Source organism: Pseudomonas sp. LBUM1673 (assembly GCF_059695645.1).
Map to the genome: position 1 here is coordinate 4,676,136 of NZ_CP166780.1, position 17,253 is coordinate 4,693,388.

At 57.4% G+C, this 17,253-nt stretch carries 14 protein-coding genes; 1 reads left to right on the forward strand and 13 read right to left on the reverse strand.

The window, feature by feature from the left end; genetic code table 11:
- Positions 1-89: 89 nt before the first annotated feature.
- The 3 genes from htpG to ACA044_RS21620 form a co-directional block, all read right to left on the reverse strand.
- A complete protein-coding gene (gene htpG, locus ACA044_RS21610; RefSeq protein ID WP_497443190.1) occupies positions 90-1,994 on the reverse strand; it encodes a molecular chaperone HtpG in 1,905 nt (634 codons plus the stop codon).
- Positions 1,995-2,075: 81 nt separating this feature from the next.
- Positions 2,076-2,528: a PaaI family thioesterase gene (locus ACA044_RS21615; RefSeq protein WP_497443191.1), complete on the reverse strand. Its 453-nt coding sequence runs from the start codon at positions 2,526-2,528 to the stop codon at positions 2,076-2,078.
- Complete coding sequence (locus tag ACA044_RS21620; RefSeq protein ID WP_497443192.1) at positions 2,525-3,001, reverse strand: PaaI family thioesterase; 477 nt, start codon at positions 2,999-3,001, stop codon at positions 2,525-2,527. Before ACA044_RS21620 ends, ACA044_RS21615 begins: the two co-directional genes overlap by 4 nt.
- A gap of 157 nt (positions 3,002-3,158) precedes the next feature.
- Between ACA044_RS21620 and ACA044_RS21625 the strand changes: the two genes are divergently transcribed.
- Positions 3,159-3,416 carry a hypothetical protein gene (locus tag ACA044_RS21625; RefSeq protein ID WP_497443193.1) on the forward strand — a complete coding sequence of 86 codons (258 nt, stop codon included), beginning with the start codon at positions 3,159-3,161 and terminating at the stop codon, positions 3,414-3,416.
- A 79-nt stretch (positions 3,417-3,495) separates the two neighbouring features.
- Here ACA044_RS21625 and ACA044_RS21630 read toward each other — a convergent pair whose 3' ends face one another.
- From ACA044_RS21630 to sdhA, 10 genes are all read right to left on the reverse strand, one after another.
- The gene (locus ACA044_RS21630) at positions 3,496-3,897 is read right to left on the reverse strand and encodes an MAPEG family protein (protein ID WP_497443194.1); all 402 of its coding nucleotides are present in this window, start codon (positions 3,895-3,897) and stop codon (positions 3,496-3,498) included.
- Positions 3,894-4,634 (reverse strand): DUF599 domain-containing protein, encoded by a 741-nt coding sequence (locus ACA044_RS21635; RefSeq protein WP_497443195.1) that lies wholly within the window; start codon positions 4,632-4,634, stop codon positions 3,894-3,896. The genes ACA044_RS21630 and ACA044_RS21635 overlap by 4 nt, the downstream gene beginning before the upstream one ends.
- Before the next feature lie 256 nt (positions 4,635-4,890).
- The gene (gene brnQ / locus ACA044_RS21640) at positions 4,891-6,204 is read right to left on the reverse strand and encodes a branched-chain amino acid transport system II carrier protein (protein ID WP_497443196.1); all 1,314 of its coding nucleotides are present in this window, start codon (positions 6,202-6,204) and stop codon (positions 4,891-4,893) included.
- 427 nt (positions 6,205-6,631) lie between these two features.
- Positions 6,632-7,513 (reverse strand): succinate--CoA ligase subunit alpha, encoded by an 882-nt coding sequence (sucD, locus tag ACA044_RS21645; RefSeq protein ID WP_007898976.1) that lies wholly within the window; start codon positions 7,511-7,513, stop codon positions 6,632-6,634.
- Entirely contained in the window at positions 7,513-8,679 is a 1,167-nt protein-coding gene (sucC, locus tag ACA044_RS21650) for an ADP-forming succinate--CoA ligase subunit beta (RefSeq protein ID WP_007919879.1), read from the reverse strand. Before sucC ends, sucD begins: the two co-directional genes overlap by 1 nt.
- Positions 8,680-8,858: 179 nt before the next feature.
- Complete coding sequence (gene lpdA, locus ACA044_RS21655) at positions 8,859-10,295, reverse strand: dihydrolipoyl dehydrogenase (RefSeq protein WP_497443197.1); 1,437 nt, start codon at positions 10,293-10,295, stop codon at positions 8,859-8,861.
- Between the two features lie 110 nt (positions 10,296-10,405).
- Positions 10,406-11,626, reverse strand: coding sequence for a 2-oxoglutarate dehydrogenase complex dihydrolipoyllysine-residue succinyltransferase (gene odhB, locus ACA044_RS21660; RefSeq protein WP_010456848.1), 1,221 nt, complete (start codon positions 11,624-11,626; stop codon positions 10,406-10,408).
- A gap of 42 nt (positions 11,627-11,668) precedes the next feature.
- Positions 11,669-14,500 (reverse strand): 2-oxoglutarate dehydrogenase E1 component, encoded by a 2,832-nt coding sequence (locus ACA044_RS21665; protein ID WP_497443198.1) that lies wholly within the window; start codon positions 14,498-14,500, stop codon positions 11,669-11,671.
- Between the two features lie 262 nt (positions 14,501-14,762).
- On the reverse strand, positions 14,763-15,467 hold the full coding sequence (locus ACA044_RS21670) for a succinate dehydrogenase iron-sulfur subunit (RefSeq protein ID WP_497443199.1): 705 nt from the start codon (positions 15,465-15,467) through the stop codon (positions 14,763-14,765).
- Between the two features lie 11 nt (positions 15,468-15,478).
- Positions 15,479-17,251, reverse strand: coding sequence for a succinate dehydrogenase flavoprotein subunit (sdhA, locus tag ACA044_RS21675; protein ID WP_497443200.1), 1,773 nt, complete (start codon positions 17,249-17,251; stop codon positions 15,479-15,481).
- Between the last annotated feature and the right edge of the window lie 2 nt (positions 17,252-17,253).

The window sequence follows — 17,253 nt, forward strand, 5'->3', positions numbered from 1 at the left end:
TATCTTTCGATACGGGGCATTTTCTTAAACCGCGATGCAGATTGCTAGGTTTTCACACAGTCTGTTCGGCGGGTTTTTCTACAACGCGGTTAAACCGACAGTTCAACCAGCAGCTTGTTCAGACGACGCACATAAGCGGCCGGGTCTTTCAAGCTGTCGCCGGCTGCCAGGGCTGCCTGATCGAACAGGATGTGCGACAGATCGCCGAAGCGCTCGTCACTCTGCTCGTTGTCGAGTTTCTCGATCAGCGGGTGAGCCGGGTTGAATTCGAAGATAGGCTTCGAATCCGGAACCTTCTGACCACTGGCTTCCAGAATCTGACGCATCTGCAGGCCCAGGTCCTGCTCGCCGATAGCCAGAATCGCCGGGGAATCGGTCAGACGGTGGGAAACCCGAACTTCAGCAACAGAGTCGCCCAAAGCGGTCTTGAGACGCTCAACCAGGCCTTCTTTGGACTTGGCGACTTCTTCCGCGGCTTTCTTGTCTTCTTCCGAGTCCAGATTACCGAGATCCAGATCACCGCGGGCCACGTCGACAAAACTCTTGCCGTCGAAGTCGCTGAGGTAGCTCATCAGCCACTCGTCAATACGGTCGGTCAGCAGCAGCACTTCGATGCCTTTCTTGCGGAAGACTTCCAGGTGCGGGCTGTTTTTGACTTGCGCGTAGGTTTCGCCGGTCAGGTAGTAGATCTTGTCCTGACCTTCCTTGGCGCGTGCCAGGTATTCGGCCAACGAAACCACTTGCTCGCCGTCTTCGCCCTGAGTGGATGCGAAACGCAGCAGGCCGGCGATTTTCTCTTTGTTGGCGAAGTCTTCTGCCGGGCCTTCTTTCATGACCTGACCGAAGTTCTTCCAGAAGCCTTTGTATTGCTCAGGCTCGTTTTTCGCCAGTTTTTCCAGCATATCCAGAACGCGTTTGGTCAGCGCCGACTTCATGGAATCGATGATCGGGTCTTTCTGCAGGATTTCCCGCGACACGTTCAGCGACAGGTCGTTGGAGTCGACCACGCCTTTGATGAAGCGCAGGTACAGCGGCAGGAACGACTCGGCTTGATCCATGACGAACACACGCTGCACGTACAGCTTCAGGCCTTTCGGCGCTTCACGCTGGTACAGGTCGAACGGAGCACGGGTCGGCACATAAAGCAGCGAGGTGTACTCGAGCTTGCCTTCGACCTTGTTGTGGCTCCAGCTCAGCGGGTTTTCGAAATCGTGAGCGACGTGTTTGTAGAACTCCTGGTATTCCTCGTCTTTCACTTCAGTGCGAGGGCGAGTCCACAGGGCGCTGGCGCGGTTGACGGTTTCCCATTCAACGGCCAGCTTCTCTTCGCCTTCAACGGCTGCCACTTCTTTCGGCAACTCGATCGGCAAGGCGATGTGGTCGGAGTACTTCTTGATGATGTTGCGCAGACGCCAGCCATCGGCGAATTCGTCTTCAGCGGACTTCAGGTGCAGAACGATGCGGGTACCACGGTCGGCTTTCTCGACGGTGGAGATTTCGAATTCGCCTTCGCCCTTGGACGACCAGTGCACACCTTCGCTGGCAGCCAGGCCGGCACGGCGGCTGAATACGTCAACTTTATCGGCGACGATGAAGGCCGAGTAGAAACCGACACCGAATTGACCGATCAGGTGCGAGTCTTTTTTCTGATCGCCAGACAGGTGTTTCATGAAATCGGCAGTGCCGGATTTGGCGATGGTGCCCAAATGGGTGACCGCGTCTTCACGGCTCATGCCGATGCCGTTGTCTTCGAGGGTGACGGTTTTAGCGTCTTTGTCGAAGCTCACACGGATTTTCAGTTCCGCGCCGCCTTCCAGCAATTCAGGCTTGGCGAGCGCTTCAAAGCGTAATTTGTCGACAGCGTCAGAGGCGTTCGAGATCAATTCGCGAAGGAAAATTTCCTTGTTGGAATACAGCGAATGGATCATGAGGTGCAGCAGTTGCTTCACCTCGGTCTGGAAGCCCAGGGTTTCCTTTTGAGTTTCCACACTCATGGTCATCAAACTCCAATCAGATGGCATAAGCCGCGACCTTGAAGGTCGGCGGCGGGTTGTCATCAGAGTTGGGGGCTGAGATCAGGATTTCAAGGGCTCTTCGATTTTGAAGTGAGCGCGGGCCGTGGCAATGGGCTCGGTTTCGGTGCTTTGCCAGGCGGTAATCGCCACGTTTGCCACCCGACGCCCCTGTCGGCACACCTGGCATCTGGCCCAGGTATCGCGAAACTGCCCTGCGCGCAGGTAGTCGAGGGAAAAGTCGATAATCTTCGGCACGCCGGGCGAGCCGGTGAAAATCAGCAGGTGCAGTGCCGCCGAGAGTTCCATGAACCCGGCAATCACCCCGCCATGAATCGCCGGCAATAGTGGATTACCAATGTTGTCCTTGTTGGCCGGTAGACGAAACAGCAGCTCATCCCCCACCCGCGAACATTCGACACCGATCAGCCTGGCGTAGGGAATCAGGTGCAGCAGCGAGGCGTAGTCTCCCTGCGCATGAGCTTGTTGAAGTTGTTCGTTGAACGTGTCGGTCATTTCGCAACTCCAGCAATGGCACCGGCAAAACCTTTGGTGCCTTTGACGCCCTTACCCATGCGCATGAACGTACCCACCACATGGGCGATGGGCTGTTTGGGGTCGTCCTGATAGGCAAAACCGCGCGCGAAAATCACGTCGGTGGTCACTCGGTAGCATTGGGCGAAGCCGTACACGTCCTTATGCGGTTCTGCGGCGTACATGTAGTCGATGCGCAAGTCCAGCGTCGGGCAGACTTCGAACTCGGGCAGCACACAGAGGGTGGCCATACCGCAGGCGGTGTCCATCAGCGAGGTCAGCGCACCGCCATGAATCACCCCGGTTTGCGGATTGCCTACGATCTGCGGGCTGTACGGCAAAATGACCGTCAGACCTTCGCTGCTGGCACTGTGAACGCGCATGCCGAGTACCTGACAATGCCGCAATGCCGACAGGAATCGGGTCGCACGCTCAAAAACGGGGGTTTCGGCCATTTGATAAAACTCTTCTTAGTGTCCGGGCAAAGTAGCAGGCTTGCGGGCAAAAGTTCCGTGGCACAACAAACTTATATATCTGTGCGAATTGAGGAACTTAACCCGGATCGCCGTGCTCGAAAGGCCAGTAGATATTTTCCATAAGGAGAAACACCCCATGCGTAAGACTTTAGCTATTGCCTTGATGTTGACCGCTTCCCTCGGTCTCGCTGCCTGCGATAAAAAATCCGAGGACAAAGCTCAAGATGCCACCAAACATGCTGAACAAGCTCAAGAAAAAATGAGCGAAGCTCAGGATAAAGTGAACGAGGCCGCGAAAGAAAACGCCGAAGCTGCCAAAGCACAGGCTGAATCGAACAAAGCCGCCACACAGGAAGCCGCTCCGGCAGCGCCTACAGAAGCACCTAAAAACTAAAACAGTTTTTAGCGTGATAAAAGAAAACCCGCCAAGTGCGGGTTTTCTTTTGTCTGCGGCTTTTGTTTGCCATGCAGCATTAGAGCAAAATTGTTCTAAAAGTCGGACTAATCATCAATAACAACGAACACACTAAACCCACAAACCACACCAGACTGCGCTGCCAGGCCAAATCCCCCCAATAGCACAGCAAGTAAATAATGCGCGTGATCACGAAGATGATCGCCAGCGTATCGATCAGCCATCCCGCCGTCTGCGTGGTGTGCGCCATCAACACCCCCACCGTAAACACTATGAACGCCTCGAAACTGTTCTGGTGGGCCGCCAATGCACGGGCACCGAAGCCTGTAAGTTGCGCCTGCTGCAAGCGCGGCAGATGATTGTTGTAACCACCCTGCTCGCTCATGGCCTTGGCGACTGGAATCTTTGTCAGGTAAATCAACAATGCGCTGATAAACACACACCAGAACGGAATACTCATCCAGCAACCTCTTTGTTCACTTCAGGCAATGGCGCCTCTGTAGGGGTATAGACCATCACATCAAGAACGTCGGAGTGAAACTCGCGGCGATACAACACCAGCACGACGCCGGCACTCATCAACATGAACAACCAGGGGCTGACGAACCACGCCAGCATGGTCATACCGAAGTAATAGGAACGCAGACCGAAGTTGAACTGGTTGGCCGCCATGGAGATGACACGGGCGGCTCGGGAAGCGAAGGCTTTACGTTCTTGCTCGGACACATGACGCTCGCCGATCATCGGTGCCGAGCCCACGAGAATGGCCGCAAAGTTGTACTGACGCATGCACCAACTGAAGGTAAAGAACGCATAGACAAACACCAGTGCCAGGCACAACAACTTGATCTCCGACATGCCTTGGGAGGCCTGTTGCACCATCGGGATATCCGCCAACAACGAAACAGCCCTGTCGGACGCCCCCAACACCGTGAGAATACCGGCCAGGATAATCAACGTGCTCGAAGCAAAGAACGAGGCGTTGCGCTCAAGGTTGCCGATCACGCTGGCATCGGCGATACGGTTGTCGCGCAACAGCATGCGGCGCATCCAGTCTTCGCGGTACAGGTGCAGCACGCTGGCCAGGCAGGCGGTGTCACGACCCTTCCATGTCGCGTAACGGGTGTAGCCCCCCCAGCAAACGACAAACCAGAGCGCGGCGAGGATGTGGATCAGATTGGCGTGGATGAACGACATGCAATTCCTTGTGAGACGTTGGCATTGGTAAACCTTGTAGGAGCGAGGCTTGCCCGCGAAGACGGCGTGTCAGGCGATAGTTTTTTCGCATGTGACACCGCCTTCGCGGGCAAGCCTCGCTCCTACAGGTAGTGCTTCGACGTTAGCGCAAGGAAAAAGACACCGCATCCCGCCCATAAAAAATGCCCCGTATCGATTGATACGGGGCATTTCCATTTGCAGCTCAAGGCCCGCGTGTGGCGGGCCATGAAACCACTTAAGCCAGCGCTTCTTCGCGCTTGCCCAGCAGACGATCGCAGACCACGGCAACTCCCAGGGTCATGACCGACGGCACCAGCCACGCCAGCCCCTGATCGCTCAGCGGCAAGTGAGCCAACTGAGTTGGCATCCAGTCCGCCAGACCTGCGCCCTTGAGCGCGTCGATCATGCCGAAGATGAACGACACCAGCATCACCGGACCGACGATGCGGCCCTGCTCATGCCAGAAGTCCTTGCAGAAGCTCAGGGCGACCAGAGCGATGTACGGCGGGTAAATGGCGGTCAGCACCGGGATCGAAAACGCAATCAGCTTGGTGAGGCCCAGGTTGGACACCAGCAGGGAGAACGCCGCCAGGATGATCACCAGCGTCTTGTAGGACAGTGGCAGTACACGGCTGAAGTATTCGGCACAGGCGCAGGTCAGACCGACCGCGGTTACCAGGCAGGCCAGGGAAATCAGCACCGCAAGGAAACCACTGCCGAGCGAACCGAAGGTGTGCTGCACGTACGCATGCAATACCGCCGCGCCGTTGGTAGCACCGGCGGCCACTTCATGGCTGCCAGAGCCGAGGCGGAACAGACTGACGTAAACCAGCGCCAGCCCCACGCCGGCAATCAGCCCGGCGATGATCGCGTAACGGGTGATCAACACCGGTGACTCCACGCCGCGGGAACGGATCGCATTGACGATGACAATGCCGAATACCAAGGCGCCCAGGGTGTCCATGGTCAGGTAACCATTGATGAAGCCCTGGGAGAACGGTGCCGCCACATATTCAGGGGTGGCCACGCCGATATCACCGGCCGGCAACGCGAACGCCGCGATACCGAGAACGGCCAGGGCGATGATCTTCAGCGGTGCAAGGAAGCGTCCTACGGTGTCCAGCAGGCGACCCGGATAGAGCGAGATGAAGAACACCAGCAGGAAGTACACCGAGCTATAGAGAAACAGCGCCAGCGGGCTTTCGCCAGTCAGTGGCGCCAGGCCCACTTCGAACGACACGGTCGCGGTGCGCGGCGTCGCGAACAACGGGCCGACAGCGAGGTAACACGCGGCTGCCAGCAGGCCGCCAGCGATTTTACCGATCGGGCTGCTCAACGCATCCATTGCACCACCGACCTTGGCCAGGGCGACAACAGTGATCACCGGCAGACCGACCGCGGTGATCAGAAACCCCAGCGCCGCCATCCAGACATTAGGGCCGGACTGCAAACCGACGATAGGCGGGAAGATGATGTTGCCAGCCCCGACGAACAGGGCAAACGTCATAAAACCCAGCGCCAGGATGTCCTGGCCTTTCAACACTTTCATTAAGGAAATACCACACTACTGAATCGGAATTTAGAGAGGGATTTCCCTTATGGGTGAGGGAAATGCTGTCGATCCGTATAGGACTGACCCGTTTAGCGCGTCGCTGCCTTGTGGGCCGCAGACGCAAAAATGGCTGCTAGCCTAACGAATTTGCCCGACAAACGCACTGTTACAGGGCGAACTATCCGATACGCGACATTTCAATGTCGCGTTTTTGCATGTAAATGGTGGGTGTCTGCAAGTAAGCGTTCGCGGGCAAGCCTCGCTCCTACGGATTTAAGTCGTTCACAAATACGGCGAACAACTCAATACCTGTAGGAGCGAGGCTTGCCCGCGAAGAGGCCCTTCCGCAAACACAAATCCCGGAAACGACAAAGGCCACCCGAAGGTGGCCTTTGTTTGGTGAAGCGTCAGTTAAGCGCGAGGCTTACTTGATCGCCCAACCGGTCAGCTCGGACAAAGCCTTGCCGATGTCTGCCAGCGAACGCACGGTTTTAACGCCTGCGTCTTCCAGGGCAGCAAACTTCTCGTCTGCAGTGCCTTTGCCGCCAGAAATGATTGCGCCAGCATGGCCCATGCGCTTGCCCGCAGGGGCAGTCACACCAGCGATGTAGGAAACAACCGGCTTGGTCACGTTTGCCTTGATGTAGGCAGCCGCTTCTTCTTCAGCCGAACCGCCGATCTCACCGATCATCACGATCGCTTCGGTCTTCGGGTCTTCCTGGAACAGCTTCAGGATGTCGATGAAGTTCGAACCCGGGATCGGGTCACCGCCAATGCCGACGCAAGTCGACTGACCGAAACCGGCGTCAGTAGTCTGCTTCACAGCTTCGTAGGTCAGGGTGCCGGAACGGGAAACGATACCGACCTTGCCTGGCAAGTGAATGTGACCTGGCATGATGCCGATCTTGCATTCGCCTGGAGTGATCACGCCTGGGCAGTTAGGACCGATCAGGACTACGCCCAGCTCGTCGCACTTGACCTTGGCATCCAGCATGTCCAGGGTAGGAATGCCTTCAGTGATGCAAACGATCAGCTTGATGCCGCCGAAGGCTGCTTCCAGGATGGAGTCCTTGCAGAAAGGAGCTGGAACGTAGATCACGCTGGCGGTGGCGCCAGTGGCAGCTACAGCGTCTTTCACGGTGTTGAACACTGGCAGACCCAGGTGCTCGGTGCCGCCTTTGCCAGGAGTTACGCCACCAACCATCTTGGTGCCGTATTCGATGGCTTGCTGGGTGTGGAAACTACCTTGCGAACCGGTAATACCCTGGCAGATAACTTTGGTGTCTTTATTGATCAGGACGCTCATTATTTGCCCTCCGCAGCTTTAACGACTTGTTGAGCAGCGTCGGTCAGGCTGGTAGCAGCGATGATGTTCAAACCGCTTTCTGCCAGTACTTTAGCGCCCAGCTCAGCGTTGTTGCCTTCAAGGCGAACAACAACCGGGATTTTCACGCCGACTTCTTTCACAGCGCCGATGATGCCTTCGGCAATCATGTCGCAACGAACGATGCCGCCGAAGATGTTGACCAGTACTGCAGCGACGTTAGTGTCGGACAGGATGATCTTGAACGCTTCGGTAACGCGTTCTTTGGTAGCACCGCCGCCCACGTCGAGGAAGTTGGCTGGTTTGCCGCCATGCAGGTTGACGATGTCCATGGTACCCATGGCCAGGCCAGCACCGTTGACCATGCAACCGATGTTGCCTTCCAGCGCTACGTAGTTCAGTTCGAACTTGGCAGCGTGCGCTTCGCGCGGATCGTCTTGCGACGGATCGTGGAAAGTCTTCAGCTTAGGCTGACGGTACATGGCGTTGGCGTCGATGTTGATCTTGGCGTCGAGGCAATGCAGATCGCCGTCAGCCTTGATCACCAGCGGGTTCACTTCCAGCAGAGCCAGGTCGTGATCCTTGAACAGCTTGGCCAGACCTACGAAGATCTTGGCGAACTGAGCAACTTGCTTGCCTTCCAGACCCAGCTGGAATGCCAGCTCGCGACCCTGGAATGGCTGAGCGCCAACCAGTGGATCGATGGTGGCCTTGAGGATTTTCTCAGGGGTGTCGTGAGCGATTTTCTCGATGTCCACGCCACCTTCGGTGGAAGCCATGAACACGATGCGACGGCTCGAACGGTCAACGACAGCGCCCAGGTACAGCTCTTTAGCGATATCAGTGCACGATTCAACCAGGATCTTGGTGACTGGCTGACCATTGGCGTCAGTCTGGTAAGTCACCAGACGCTTGCCCAGCCACTGCTGTGCGAATGCTTTAGCGTCTTCTTTGCTGCGAACCAGCTTGACGCCGCCCGCTTTACCGCGACCACCGGCGTGAACCTGGGCTTTGACAACCCATTCGCTGCCGCCGATTTTATCGCAAGCTTCTGCTGCTGCTTCCGGGGTGTCTACTGCGTAGCCGGTGGAAACTGGCAGGCCGTACTCAGCGAACAGCTGCTTACCCTGATACTCGTGAAGATTCATGCTTATTACCGTCTTCGTTAGGTACTGCGCATTCGGTGCTGCACTTGTTCAAGTGCCGCACCACCTGTGACTGCTGCTTGCGTAGCAGAGCTACGCAAGACTGCGTCCAGCGGACATTCCGCGGTGAGTCTTGCATGCAAGGCTCACGACGGGCCGTACCGCCGTGGTTTCTTATTGTCTTAACGCTTCTTGCGGTTGGCGATGTGGATGGCGCCGCCATTCACTGCCAGTGCAGCTTCGTGCAAGGCTTCAGACAGGGTCGGATGGGAGAAAACCATCATGCCCAGGTCTTCCGCGCTGGTGCCGAATTCCATACCGATCGCGCCCTGCTGAACCAGTTCTGCAGCGCTCGGGCCAATCACGTGGACGCCCAATACGCGGTCAGTCTTGGCATCGGCAATGACTTTCACGAAACCGCCGGTGTCGTTGGCTGCCATGGCACGGCCACTGGCTGCGAACGGGAAGGTGCCAACGTTAACTTCAACGCCTTCAGCCTTCAAGGTCTGCTCGGTTTTGCCGACCCACGCGATTTCCGGGTGAGTATAAATAACAGACGGGATCAGGTCATAGTTGATTTGAGCTTTGTGGCCTTTGATGCGCTCGACAACCATGATGCCTTCTTCGGACGCCTTGTGCGCCAGCATCATGCCGCGAACCACGTCACCGATCGCGTAAACGCCCGGTACGCTGGTCGCGCACTGGTCGTCAACGAATACGAAACCGCGCTCGTCGATGGTCACACCGCTGTCGGCAGCCAACAGTTCGGTGGTCACTGGACGGCGACCAACGGCAACAATCAGCTTGTCGAAGGTGATGCTCTGTTCGCCGTTGGCATCGGTGTAGTTCACAACGACTTCGTCGCCGTTTATTTTCGAACCGGTGACGCGAGCGCCCAGCTTGATGTCCAGACCTTGTTTGGTCAGGGTTTTGTAGGCTTCTTTGGAAACGGCGTCGTCAGCGGCTGGCAGGAACTTCTCCAGGGCTTCCAGAACAACCACTTCAGCGCCCAGACGGGACCATACCGAACCCAGTTCCAGACCGATCACACCAGCGCCGATAACGCCCAGACGTTTTGGTACGGATTGGAATTCCAGAGCGCCCGTCGAATCGACGATCACGTTCTGGTCAACCGGAGCCGGTGGAATGTCGATCGGACGCGAGCCCGAAGCCAGAATCACGTTCTCGGCTTCGATGATTTCGACGGTGCCGTCCGGCTTGGTCAGTTCAACTTTCTTGCCAGCCAGCAGTTTGCCATGACCTTGCAGGGAAGTGACGCCGTTCGCCTTGAACAGGGTGGCAACGCCAGAGGTCAGGCCTTTGACGATGTTGGCTTTACGACCAACCATTGCCGCCACGTCCATGGTCACGCCAGCGTGGTTGATACCGTGGATCGCGAAGCCTTCTTTGGCTTCTTTGTATTTCCAGGAGCTGTCCAGCAGCGCCTTGGATGGAATGCAGCCGACGTTCAGGCAAGTACCGCCGAGGGCCAGTTTGCCTTCCTTGTCGGTGTATTTCTCGATGCAGGCAGTGGTGAGGCCCAGTTGCGCTGCTTTAATGGCAGCCACGTAGCCGCCAGGACCCGCGCCAATCACTACCACGTCGAATTTCTGAGTCATGTGTCATTCCTTCTCGAATCAAACCGGACGACCCCTTTTGGGGACCGTCGTGGGACGAAGCTGGTCATTACAGAAGGGCCGTCCATCGCTGAACGGCCCGAGCAACGAAATCAGATATCCAGCAGCAAACGAGCCGGGTCTTCCAGCAGGTTCTTGATGGTAACCAGGAAGGTCACAGCTTCTTTGCCATCGATCAGACGGTGATCGTAGGACAACGCCAGGTACATCATCGGACGGATAACGACTTGACCGTTGATCGCCATAGGACGCTGCAGAATGTTGTGCATGCCCAGGATAGCCGCTTGCGGCGGGTTGACGATTGGGGTCGACATCATCGAACCGAAGGTACCACCGTTGGTGATGGTGAACGTACCGCCGGTCATTTCGTCCATCGACAGCTTGCCGTCACGAGCCTTCTTGCCGAAGGTGGCGATGCCGCCTTCGATTTCAGCCAGGCTCATCAGTTCGGCGTTACGCAGAACCGGTACAACCAGGCCGCGGTCGCTGGAAACAGCCACACCGACGTCAGCGTAGCCGTGATAAACGATGTCAGCACCGTCGATCGACGCGTTGACAGCCGGGAAGCGTTTCAGCGCTTCAGTGGCAGCCTTGACGAAGAACGACATGAAGCCCAGGCGCACACCATTATGGCTCTTCTCAAAGAGATCCTTGTACTTCGAACGCAACGCCATGACTTCGGTCATGTCGACTTCGTTGAAAGTGGTCAGCATTGCCATGTTCGATTGAGCTTCAACCAGACGCTTGGCGACGGTGGCCCGCACTCGGGTCATCGGTACGCGCTTCTCGATGCGATCGCCGGCAGCGAACACTGGAGCAGCAGCGGCAGGAGCAGCAGCCTTGGCAGGCGCGGCAGCCGGAGCGGCTTTCTTGGCAGCTACAGCGGCAACAACGTCTTCCTTGGTCACACGACCGCCTTTGCCAGTGCCAGCAACGGAAGCGATGTTGATGCCGTTTTCTTCAGCCAGCTTGCGAGCAGCCGGTGCAGCAACAGGATCATCTTCGCCTTCAGCGGCTGGAGCAGCAGCTTGTGCAGCGGCCGGAGCAGCGGCAGCAGCTGGAGCGGCAGCAGCGCCGCCCGCTTCGATGGAGCCCAGGACTTCGTCGGACAGAACGGTGTCGCCTTCGTTCTTGACGATAGCGCCCAGCACGCCATCAGCGGTGGCCAACACTTCCAATACGACTTTGTCAGTTTCGATGTCGACGATCAGATCATCGCGCTTGACGGCGTCGCCCGGTTTTTTGTGCCAGGTGGCAACGGTGCCATCGGCAACCGATTCCGGGAAAGTGGGGGCTTTGATTTCGATAGCCATTATCTGTGGGTCCTTAAATTCGGTTTCAGGTGCGCGAAGGCGTTAAACAGTAAAGGCGTCTTGCAGCAGTTGTTCCTGCTGCTCAGCGTGCATCGATGCATAACCACAAGCAGGTGCAGCAGAAGCATCACGGCCCGCGTACTCGAGTACGAGAGACTTGTTGTGATTGCCAACGATGCGGCGCATGTGGTGTTGGCTGCAGTACCAGGCACCCTGGTTCATCGGCTCTTCCTGACACCAAACGATATGTTTGAGGTTGGTGTACGGAGCCAGGACTTCGTTCAAGTCGTCCTCAGGGAATGGGTACAGCTGCTCGATACGCACGATGGCGATGTCATCACGACCTTCGGCACGGCGTTTTTCCAGCAGGTCGTAGTAGACCTTGCCGCTACACAGAACAACGCGCTCGACCTTTTTCGGGTCCAGGGCATCGATTTCCGGAATAACGGTCTGGAACGAACCTTCGGCCAGATCTTCCAGGGTCGAGATGGCCAGTTTGTGACGCAACAGCGACTTCGGAGTCAGAACGATCAACGGCTTGCGCAGCGGGCGAATCACCTGACGACGCAGCAAGTGGTAGATCTGAGCCGGCGTGGTCGGCACGGCAACCTGAATATTGTGCTCGGCGCACAGCTGCAGGTAACGCTCCAGACGAGCCGAAGAGTGCTCCGGACCCTGACCTTCATAACCGTGCGGCAGCAGCATGGTCAGACCGCAGAGACGACCCCACTTGTGCTCGCCACTGGTGATGAACTGGTCGATAACCACTTGGGCACCGTTGGCGAAGTCGCCGAACTGGGCTTCCCAGATCACCAGCGCCTCAGGCGTGGTGGTCGAGTAACCGTATTCGAACGCCAGCACGGCTTCTTCGGACAGGAACGAATCGTACAGGTCGAAACGTGGCTGGCCCTTGTACAGGTTTTGCAGCGGGATGTAGGTACCCGCGTCTTTCTGGTTGTGCAAGACAGCGTGACGGTGCGAGAACGTACCGCGACCGATGTCCTGACCCGTCATGCGAATCGGGTGACCTTCGAACGCCAGGGTCGCGTACGCCATGGTTTCGGCGTAACCCCAGTTGATCGGTAGGCCGCCGGCTTGCATTTTCTGACGGTCTTCGTAGATTTTCGAGACCTGGCGCTGAACCACGAAGCCTTCCGGAATTTCCAGCAGCTTGGCGGACAGTTCCTGCAAGGTTTTCAGATCGAAGCGAGTGTCGTGACGCGCGGTCCAGGCGTGGCCCAGATACGGACGCCAGTCCACGAACAACTCTTTGTTCGGCTCTTTGACCAGGCTTTTTACAACATGCAGACCGTTGTCCAGCGCATTGCGGTATTCGTCGACTTTCGCCTGAACACGCTCTGCGTCCAGCACCCCGCCCTGGGTCAGACGATCGGCATACAGCTCACGGGTGGTGCGCTGTTTGGTGATCTGCTGATACATGATTGGCTGGGTGCCGCTAGGCTCGTCGGCCTCGTTGTGGCCGCGACGACGGTAGCAGACCAGATCGATCACCACGTCACGCTTGAACTGCATGCGGTAGTCGATGGCCAGCTGGGTCACGAACAACACGGCTTCCGGATCATCACCATTCACATGGAGGATCGGCGCCTGGATCATCTTCGCAACGTCGGTCGCGTACTCGGTGGAGCGCGAGTCCAGCGGGTTGCTGATGGTGAAACCGACCTGGTTGTTGATCACGATGTGCACGGTACCGCCGGTCTTGAAACCGCGGGTCTGCGACATCTGGAAGGTTTCCATGACCACACCTTGACCGGCGAATGCCGCGTCACCGTGAATGGAGATCGGCAGAACCTTCTCACCGGTAGGGTCGTTACGACGATCCTGACGGGCGCGAACCGAACCCTCGACCACCGGGGAAACGATTTCCAGGTGGGAAGGGTTGAACGCCATGGCCAGGTGAACTTCACCGCCAGTGGTCATCACGTTGGACGAAAAGCCCTGGTGATACTTAACATCACCGGAACCCAGCTCGACCTTCTTCTTGCCTTCGAACTCGTCGAACAGCTCGCGCGGGTTCTTGCCGAAGGTGTTGACCAGCACGTTGAGACGGCCACGGTGGGCCATGCCGATGACGATTTCCTTGGTGCCGTAGGAACCGGAACGCTGGATCAGCTCGTCGAGCATCGGAATCAGGCTCTCGCCGCCTTCCAGACCGAAACGCTTGGTACCCGGGTATTTGGTGCCCAAGTATTTTTCAAGACCTTCGCCGGCAGTGACGCGTTCGAGCAGATGGCTCTTGATGTCGGTGGAGTACGTCGGACGGCCGCGCACGCTTTCCAGACGCTGCTGGAACCACTGGCGCTGCTCGGAATCGGTGATATGCGTAAATTCAGCGCCGATGGTGCGGCAATATGTCTGCTGCAACGCTTCGTGAATTTCGCGTAGGCTCGCCTCCTCTTTGCCGATGAACAGGTCGCCGGCACGGAAGGTTGTATCAAGATCGGCATTGGTCAAGCCGTAATGATTGATCGACAGGTCTGCAGGTGCAGGACGCTGCCACAGCCCCAGCGGGTCAAGCTGGGCTGCCTGGTGGCCACGCATACGGTAGGCCTGGATCAATCGCAGCACTTCAACTTGCTTCTTCTCGTGCTCACTGCTCACGCTGCCGGCGGAAACCGGTTGGGCGCGGCGCTGGTTCTTTGCCAGCAAGACGAAATGATCGCGAATTGTGGAGTGCGAAACATCGGTGGCAGTGTTGCCATCAGCAGGCAACTTCTGGAAGTAGGTGCGCCACTCTTCTGGCACAGCGTTAGGGTCGTGCAGGTAGAGCTCATAGAGCTCTTCCACATAGGCAGCGTTACTACCGGATAGGTAGGCGCTGTTCCACATGCGCTGCATCACGCTTTCTTGCATGCTTGGTCACCCTCGGTTAGGGGAACACCACCGGCGTCGACACCGAGCACACTTGCAGAAGTCCGAATGCAGCGACTAAAACAAGCCACTTAGGATCACGCTGATAGTCCGGGTACCAGCCCGGATGCCCCTGCTTGTCTCATTTCTTCAAAATAAGAGCCGCAGCCTTTTAAGCTGCTGCTCAGGTTAAGACTACGGCGCCGGTTGAAGCCTGCGCCGTAGCATCTACGGGTACTGCGGTCCTACGGGTACAGCAGCTGAATCACACGCCGCTTTGCAGCAACATGTTACGAATGTGACCGATGGCCTTAGTCGGGTTCAGGCCTTTCGGACAAACGTTGACGCAGTTCATGATGCTCCGGCAGCGGAATACGCTGAACGGGTCATCCAGCGAAGCCAGACGCTCGGCAGTCTTGTTGTCACGGCTATCTGCCAGGAAGCGATAGGCTTGCAGCAGAGCAGCCGGACCCAGGAACTTGTCCGGGTTCCACCAGAAGGACGGGCACGAAGTCGAGCAGCAAGCGCACAGAATGCACTCGTACAGACCGTCGAGCTTTTCACGCTCTTCAGGGGACTGCAGACGCTCGATGGCCGGAGCCGGCGTGTCGTTCTGCAGGTATGGCTTAACCTTTTCGTATTGCTTGTAGAAGATGCTCATATCGACGACCAGGTCACGGATAACCGGCAAACCTGGCAGCGGACGAACGATCAACTTGTTGCGTTTTACGACGGCAGACAGCGGCGTGATGCACGCCAGACCGTTCTTGCCGTTGATGTTCATGCCGTCGGAACCGCAAACACCTTCACGGCAAGAGCGACGATAGGAGAAACCTTCGTCCTGCTCTTTGATCAGGGCCAGCACGTCCAGCACCATCAGGTCTTTACCACCGGTATCAACCTGGAATTCCTGCATGAACGGCGCAGCGTCCTGATCAGGGTTGTAACGATAAACACTGACTTGCAACATGGCGGCCACCCTTAATAAGTCCGAATCTTAGGTTCAAAAGTCGGAACAGTCTTCGGCGAGAAGTTCACGGCACGCTTGGTAACGCGCTTGTCACCCGGGAAGTACAGGGTGTGGCACAGCCAGTTTTCGTCGTCACGGTCTTCGAAGTCTTCACGGGCGTGAGCACCGCGGGACTCTTTGCGCACTTCTGCAGCGATGGCAGTGGCTTCGGCCACTTCCAGCAGGTTCTGCAGTTCCAGCGCTTCGATACGCGCGGTGTTGAACGCCTGGCTCTTGTCGTTGATCTTGACGTTGGCGATACGGCCACGCAGATCAGCCAGCTGAGCAATACCCTTCTGCATGTATTCGCCGGTGCGGAACACACCGAAGTAGTTCTGCATGCAGTTTTGCAGTTCACGACGCAGGGTTGCCACGTCTTCACCTTCGGTACGCTCGTTCAGAGCGGACAGACGTGCCAGGGCCGCGTTGATGTCGGCGTCGGTGGCGTCATCGTATTCGATACCGTCGGTCAGCGCCTTTTCCAGGTGCAGGCCGGCAGCGCGGCCGAATACCACCAGGTCAAGCAGCGAGTTGCCGCCCAGACGGTTGGCACCGTGAACCGATACGCACGCCACTTCACCCACTGCGAACAGGCCAGGGATGATTTCGTCGACGCCTTCGTCGTTCTGGGTGATTGCCTGACCGTGAATGTTGGTCGGAACGCCGCCCATCATATAGTGGCAGGTCGGAACAACCGGAACCGGAGCAACAACAGGGTCAACGTGTGCGAAAGTCTTGGACAGTTCGCAGATGCCTGGCAGACGGCTGTGCAGCACTTCCTCGCCCAAGTGGTCGAGTTTGAGCATTACGTGGTCGCCATTCGGACCGCAACCGTTACCGGCGATGATTTCTTTAACCATCGAACGGGCAACTACGTCACGACCGGCAAGGTCTTTGGCGTTCGGAGCATAACGCTCCATGAAACGCTCGCCGTGCTTGTTGATCAGGTAACCACCTTCACCACGGCAACCTTCGGTGACCAGTACACCGGCGCCGGCGATGCCGGTCGGGTGGAACTGCCACATTTCGATGTCTTGTACCGGCACGCCGGCACGCAGCGCCATACCAACGCCGTCACCGGTGTTGATCAGGGCGTTGGTGGTCGAAGCGTAGATGCGACCTGCACCGCCGGTGGCCAGTACGGTGGCCTTGGCACGGATGTAGGTGGTTTCACCGGTTTCGATGCAGATGGCAATCACGCCGACGAACGCGCCGTCCTGGTTTTTCACCAGATCAACAGCGTAGTACTCGTTCAGGAACGTGGTGCCGGCTTTCAGGTTGCCCTGATAAAGGGTGTGCAGCAACGCGTGACCGGTACGGTCGGAAGCGGCGCAGGTACGGGCGGCCTGGCCACCTTTACCGTAATCCTTCGACTGACCGCCGAATGGACGCTGGTAGATACGACCCTGTTCGGTACGCGAGAACGGCATACCCATGTGGTCCAACTCGTATACGGCGGCAGGACCTTCCTGACACATGTATTCGATAGCGTCCTGGTCACCGATATAGTCGGAACCCTTGACGGTATCGTACATGTGCCAGCGCCAGTCGTCGTTCGGATCGGCAGACGCGATGGCGCAGGTAATGCCGCCCTGGGCCGACACGGTGTGCGAACGAGTCGGGAAAACCTTGGTGATCACGGCAGTCTTGTGACCGCCCTGTGCCAGTTGCAGCGCTGCGCGCATGCCGGCACCGCCACCACCAATAATGATGGCGTCGAAAGAAATCGTTGGAATGTTAGCCATGG

Excerpts from the sequence above, each read along its gene's own strand:
- htpG (WP_497443190.1), bottom strand. The coding sequence starts at position 1,994 with ATGAGTGTGGAAACTCAAAAGGAAACCCTGGGCTTCCAGACCGAGGTG.
- ACA044_RS21615 (WP_497443191.1), bottom strand. The coding sequence starts at position 2,528 with ATGACCGACACGTTCAACGAACAACTTCAACAAGCTCATGCGCAGGGA.
- ACA044_RS21620 (WP_497443192.1), bottom strand. The coding sequence starts at position 3,001 with ATGGCCGAAACCCCCGTTTTTGAGCGTGCGACCCGATTCCTGTCGGCA.
- ACA044_RS21625 (WP_497443193.1), top strand. The coding sequence starts at position 3,159 with ATGCGTAAGACTTTAGCTATTGCCTTGATGTTGACCGCTTCCCTCGGT.
- ACA044_RS21630 (WP_497443194.1), bottom strand. The coding sequence starts at position 3,897 with ATGAGTATTCCGTTCTGGTGTGTGTTTATCAGCGCATTGTTGATTTAC.
- ACA044_RS21635 (WP_497443195.1), bottom strand. The coding sequence starts at position 4,634 with ATGTCGTTCATCCACGCCAATCTGATCCACATCCTCGCCGCGCTCTGG.
- brnQ (WP_497443196.1), bottom strand. The coding sequence starts at position 6,204 with ATGAAAGTGTTGAAAGGCCAGGACATCCTGGCGCTGGGTTTTATGACG.
- sucD (WP_007898976.1), bottom strand. The coding sequence starts at position 7,513 with ATGAGCGTCCTGATCAATAAAGACACCAAAGTTATCTGCCAGGGTATT.
- sucC (WP_007919879.1), bottom strand. The coding sequence starts at position 8,679 with ATGAATCTTCACGAGTATCAGGGTAAGCAGCTGTTCGCTGAGTACGGC.
- lpdA (WP_497443197.1), bottom strand. The coding sequence starts at position 10,295 with ATGACTCAGAAATTCGACGTGGTAGTGATTGGCGCGGGTCCTGGCGGC.
- odhB (WP_010456848.1), bottom strand. The coding sequence starts at position 11,626 with ATGGCTATCGAAATCAAAGCCCCCACTTTCCCGGAATCGGTTGCCGAT.
- ACA044_RS21665 (WP_497443198.1), bottom strand. The coding sequence starts at position 14,500 with ATGCAAGAAAGCGTGATGCAGCGCATGTGGAACAGCGCCTACCTATCC.
- ACA044_RS21670 (WP_497443199.1), bottom strand. The coding sequence starts at position 15,467 with ATGTTGCAAGTCAGTGTTTATCGTTACAACCCTGATCAGGACGCTGCG.
- sdhA (WP_497443200.1), bottom strand. The coding sequence starts at position 17,251 with ATGGCTAACATTCCAACGATTTCTTTCGACGCCATCATTATTGGTGGT.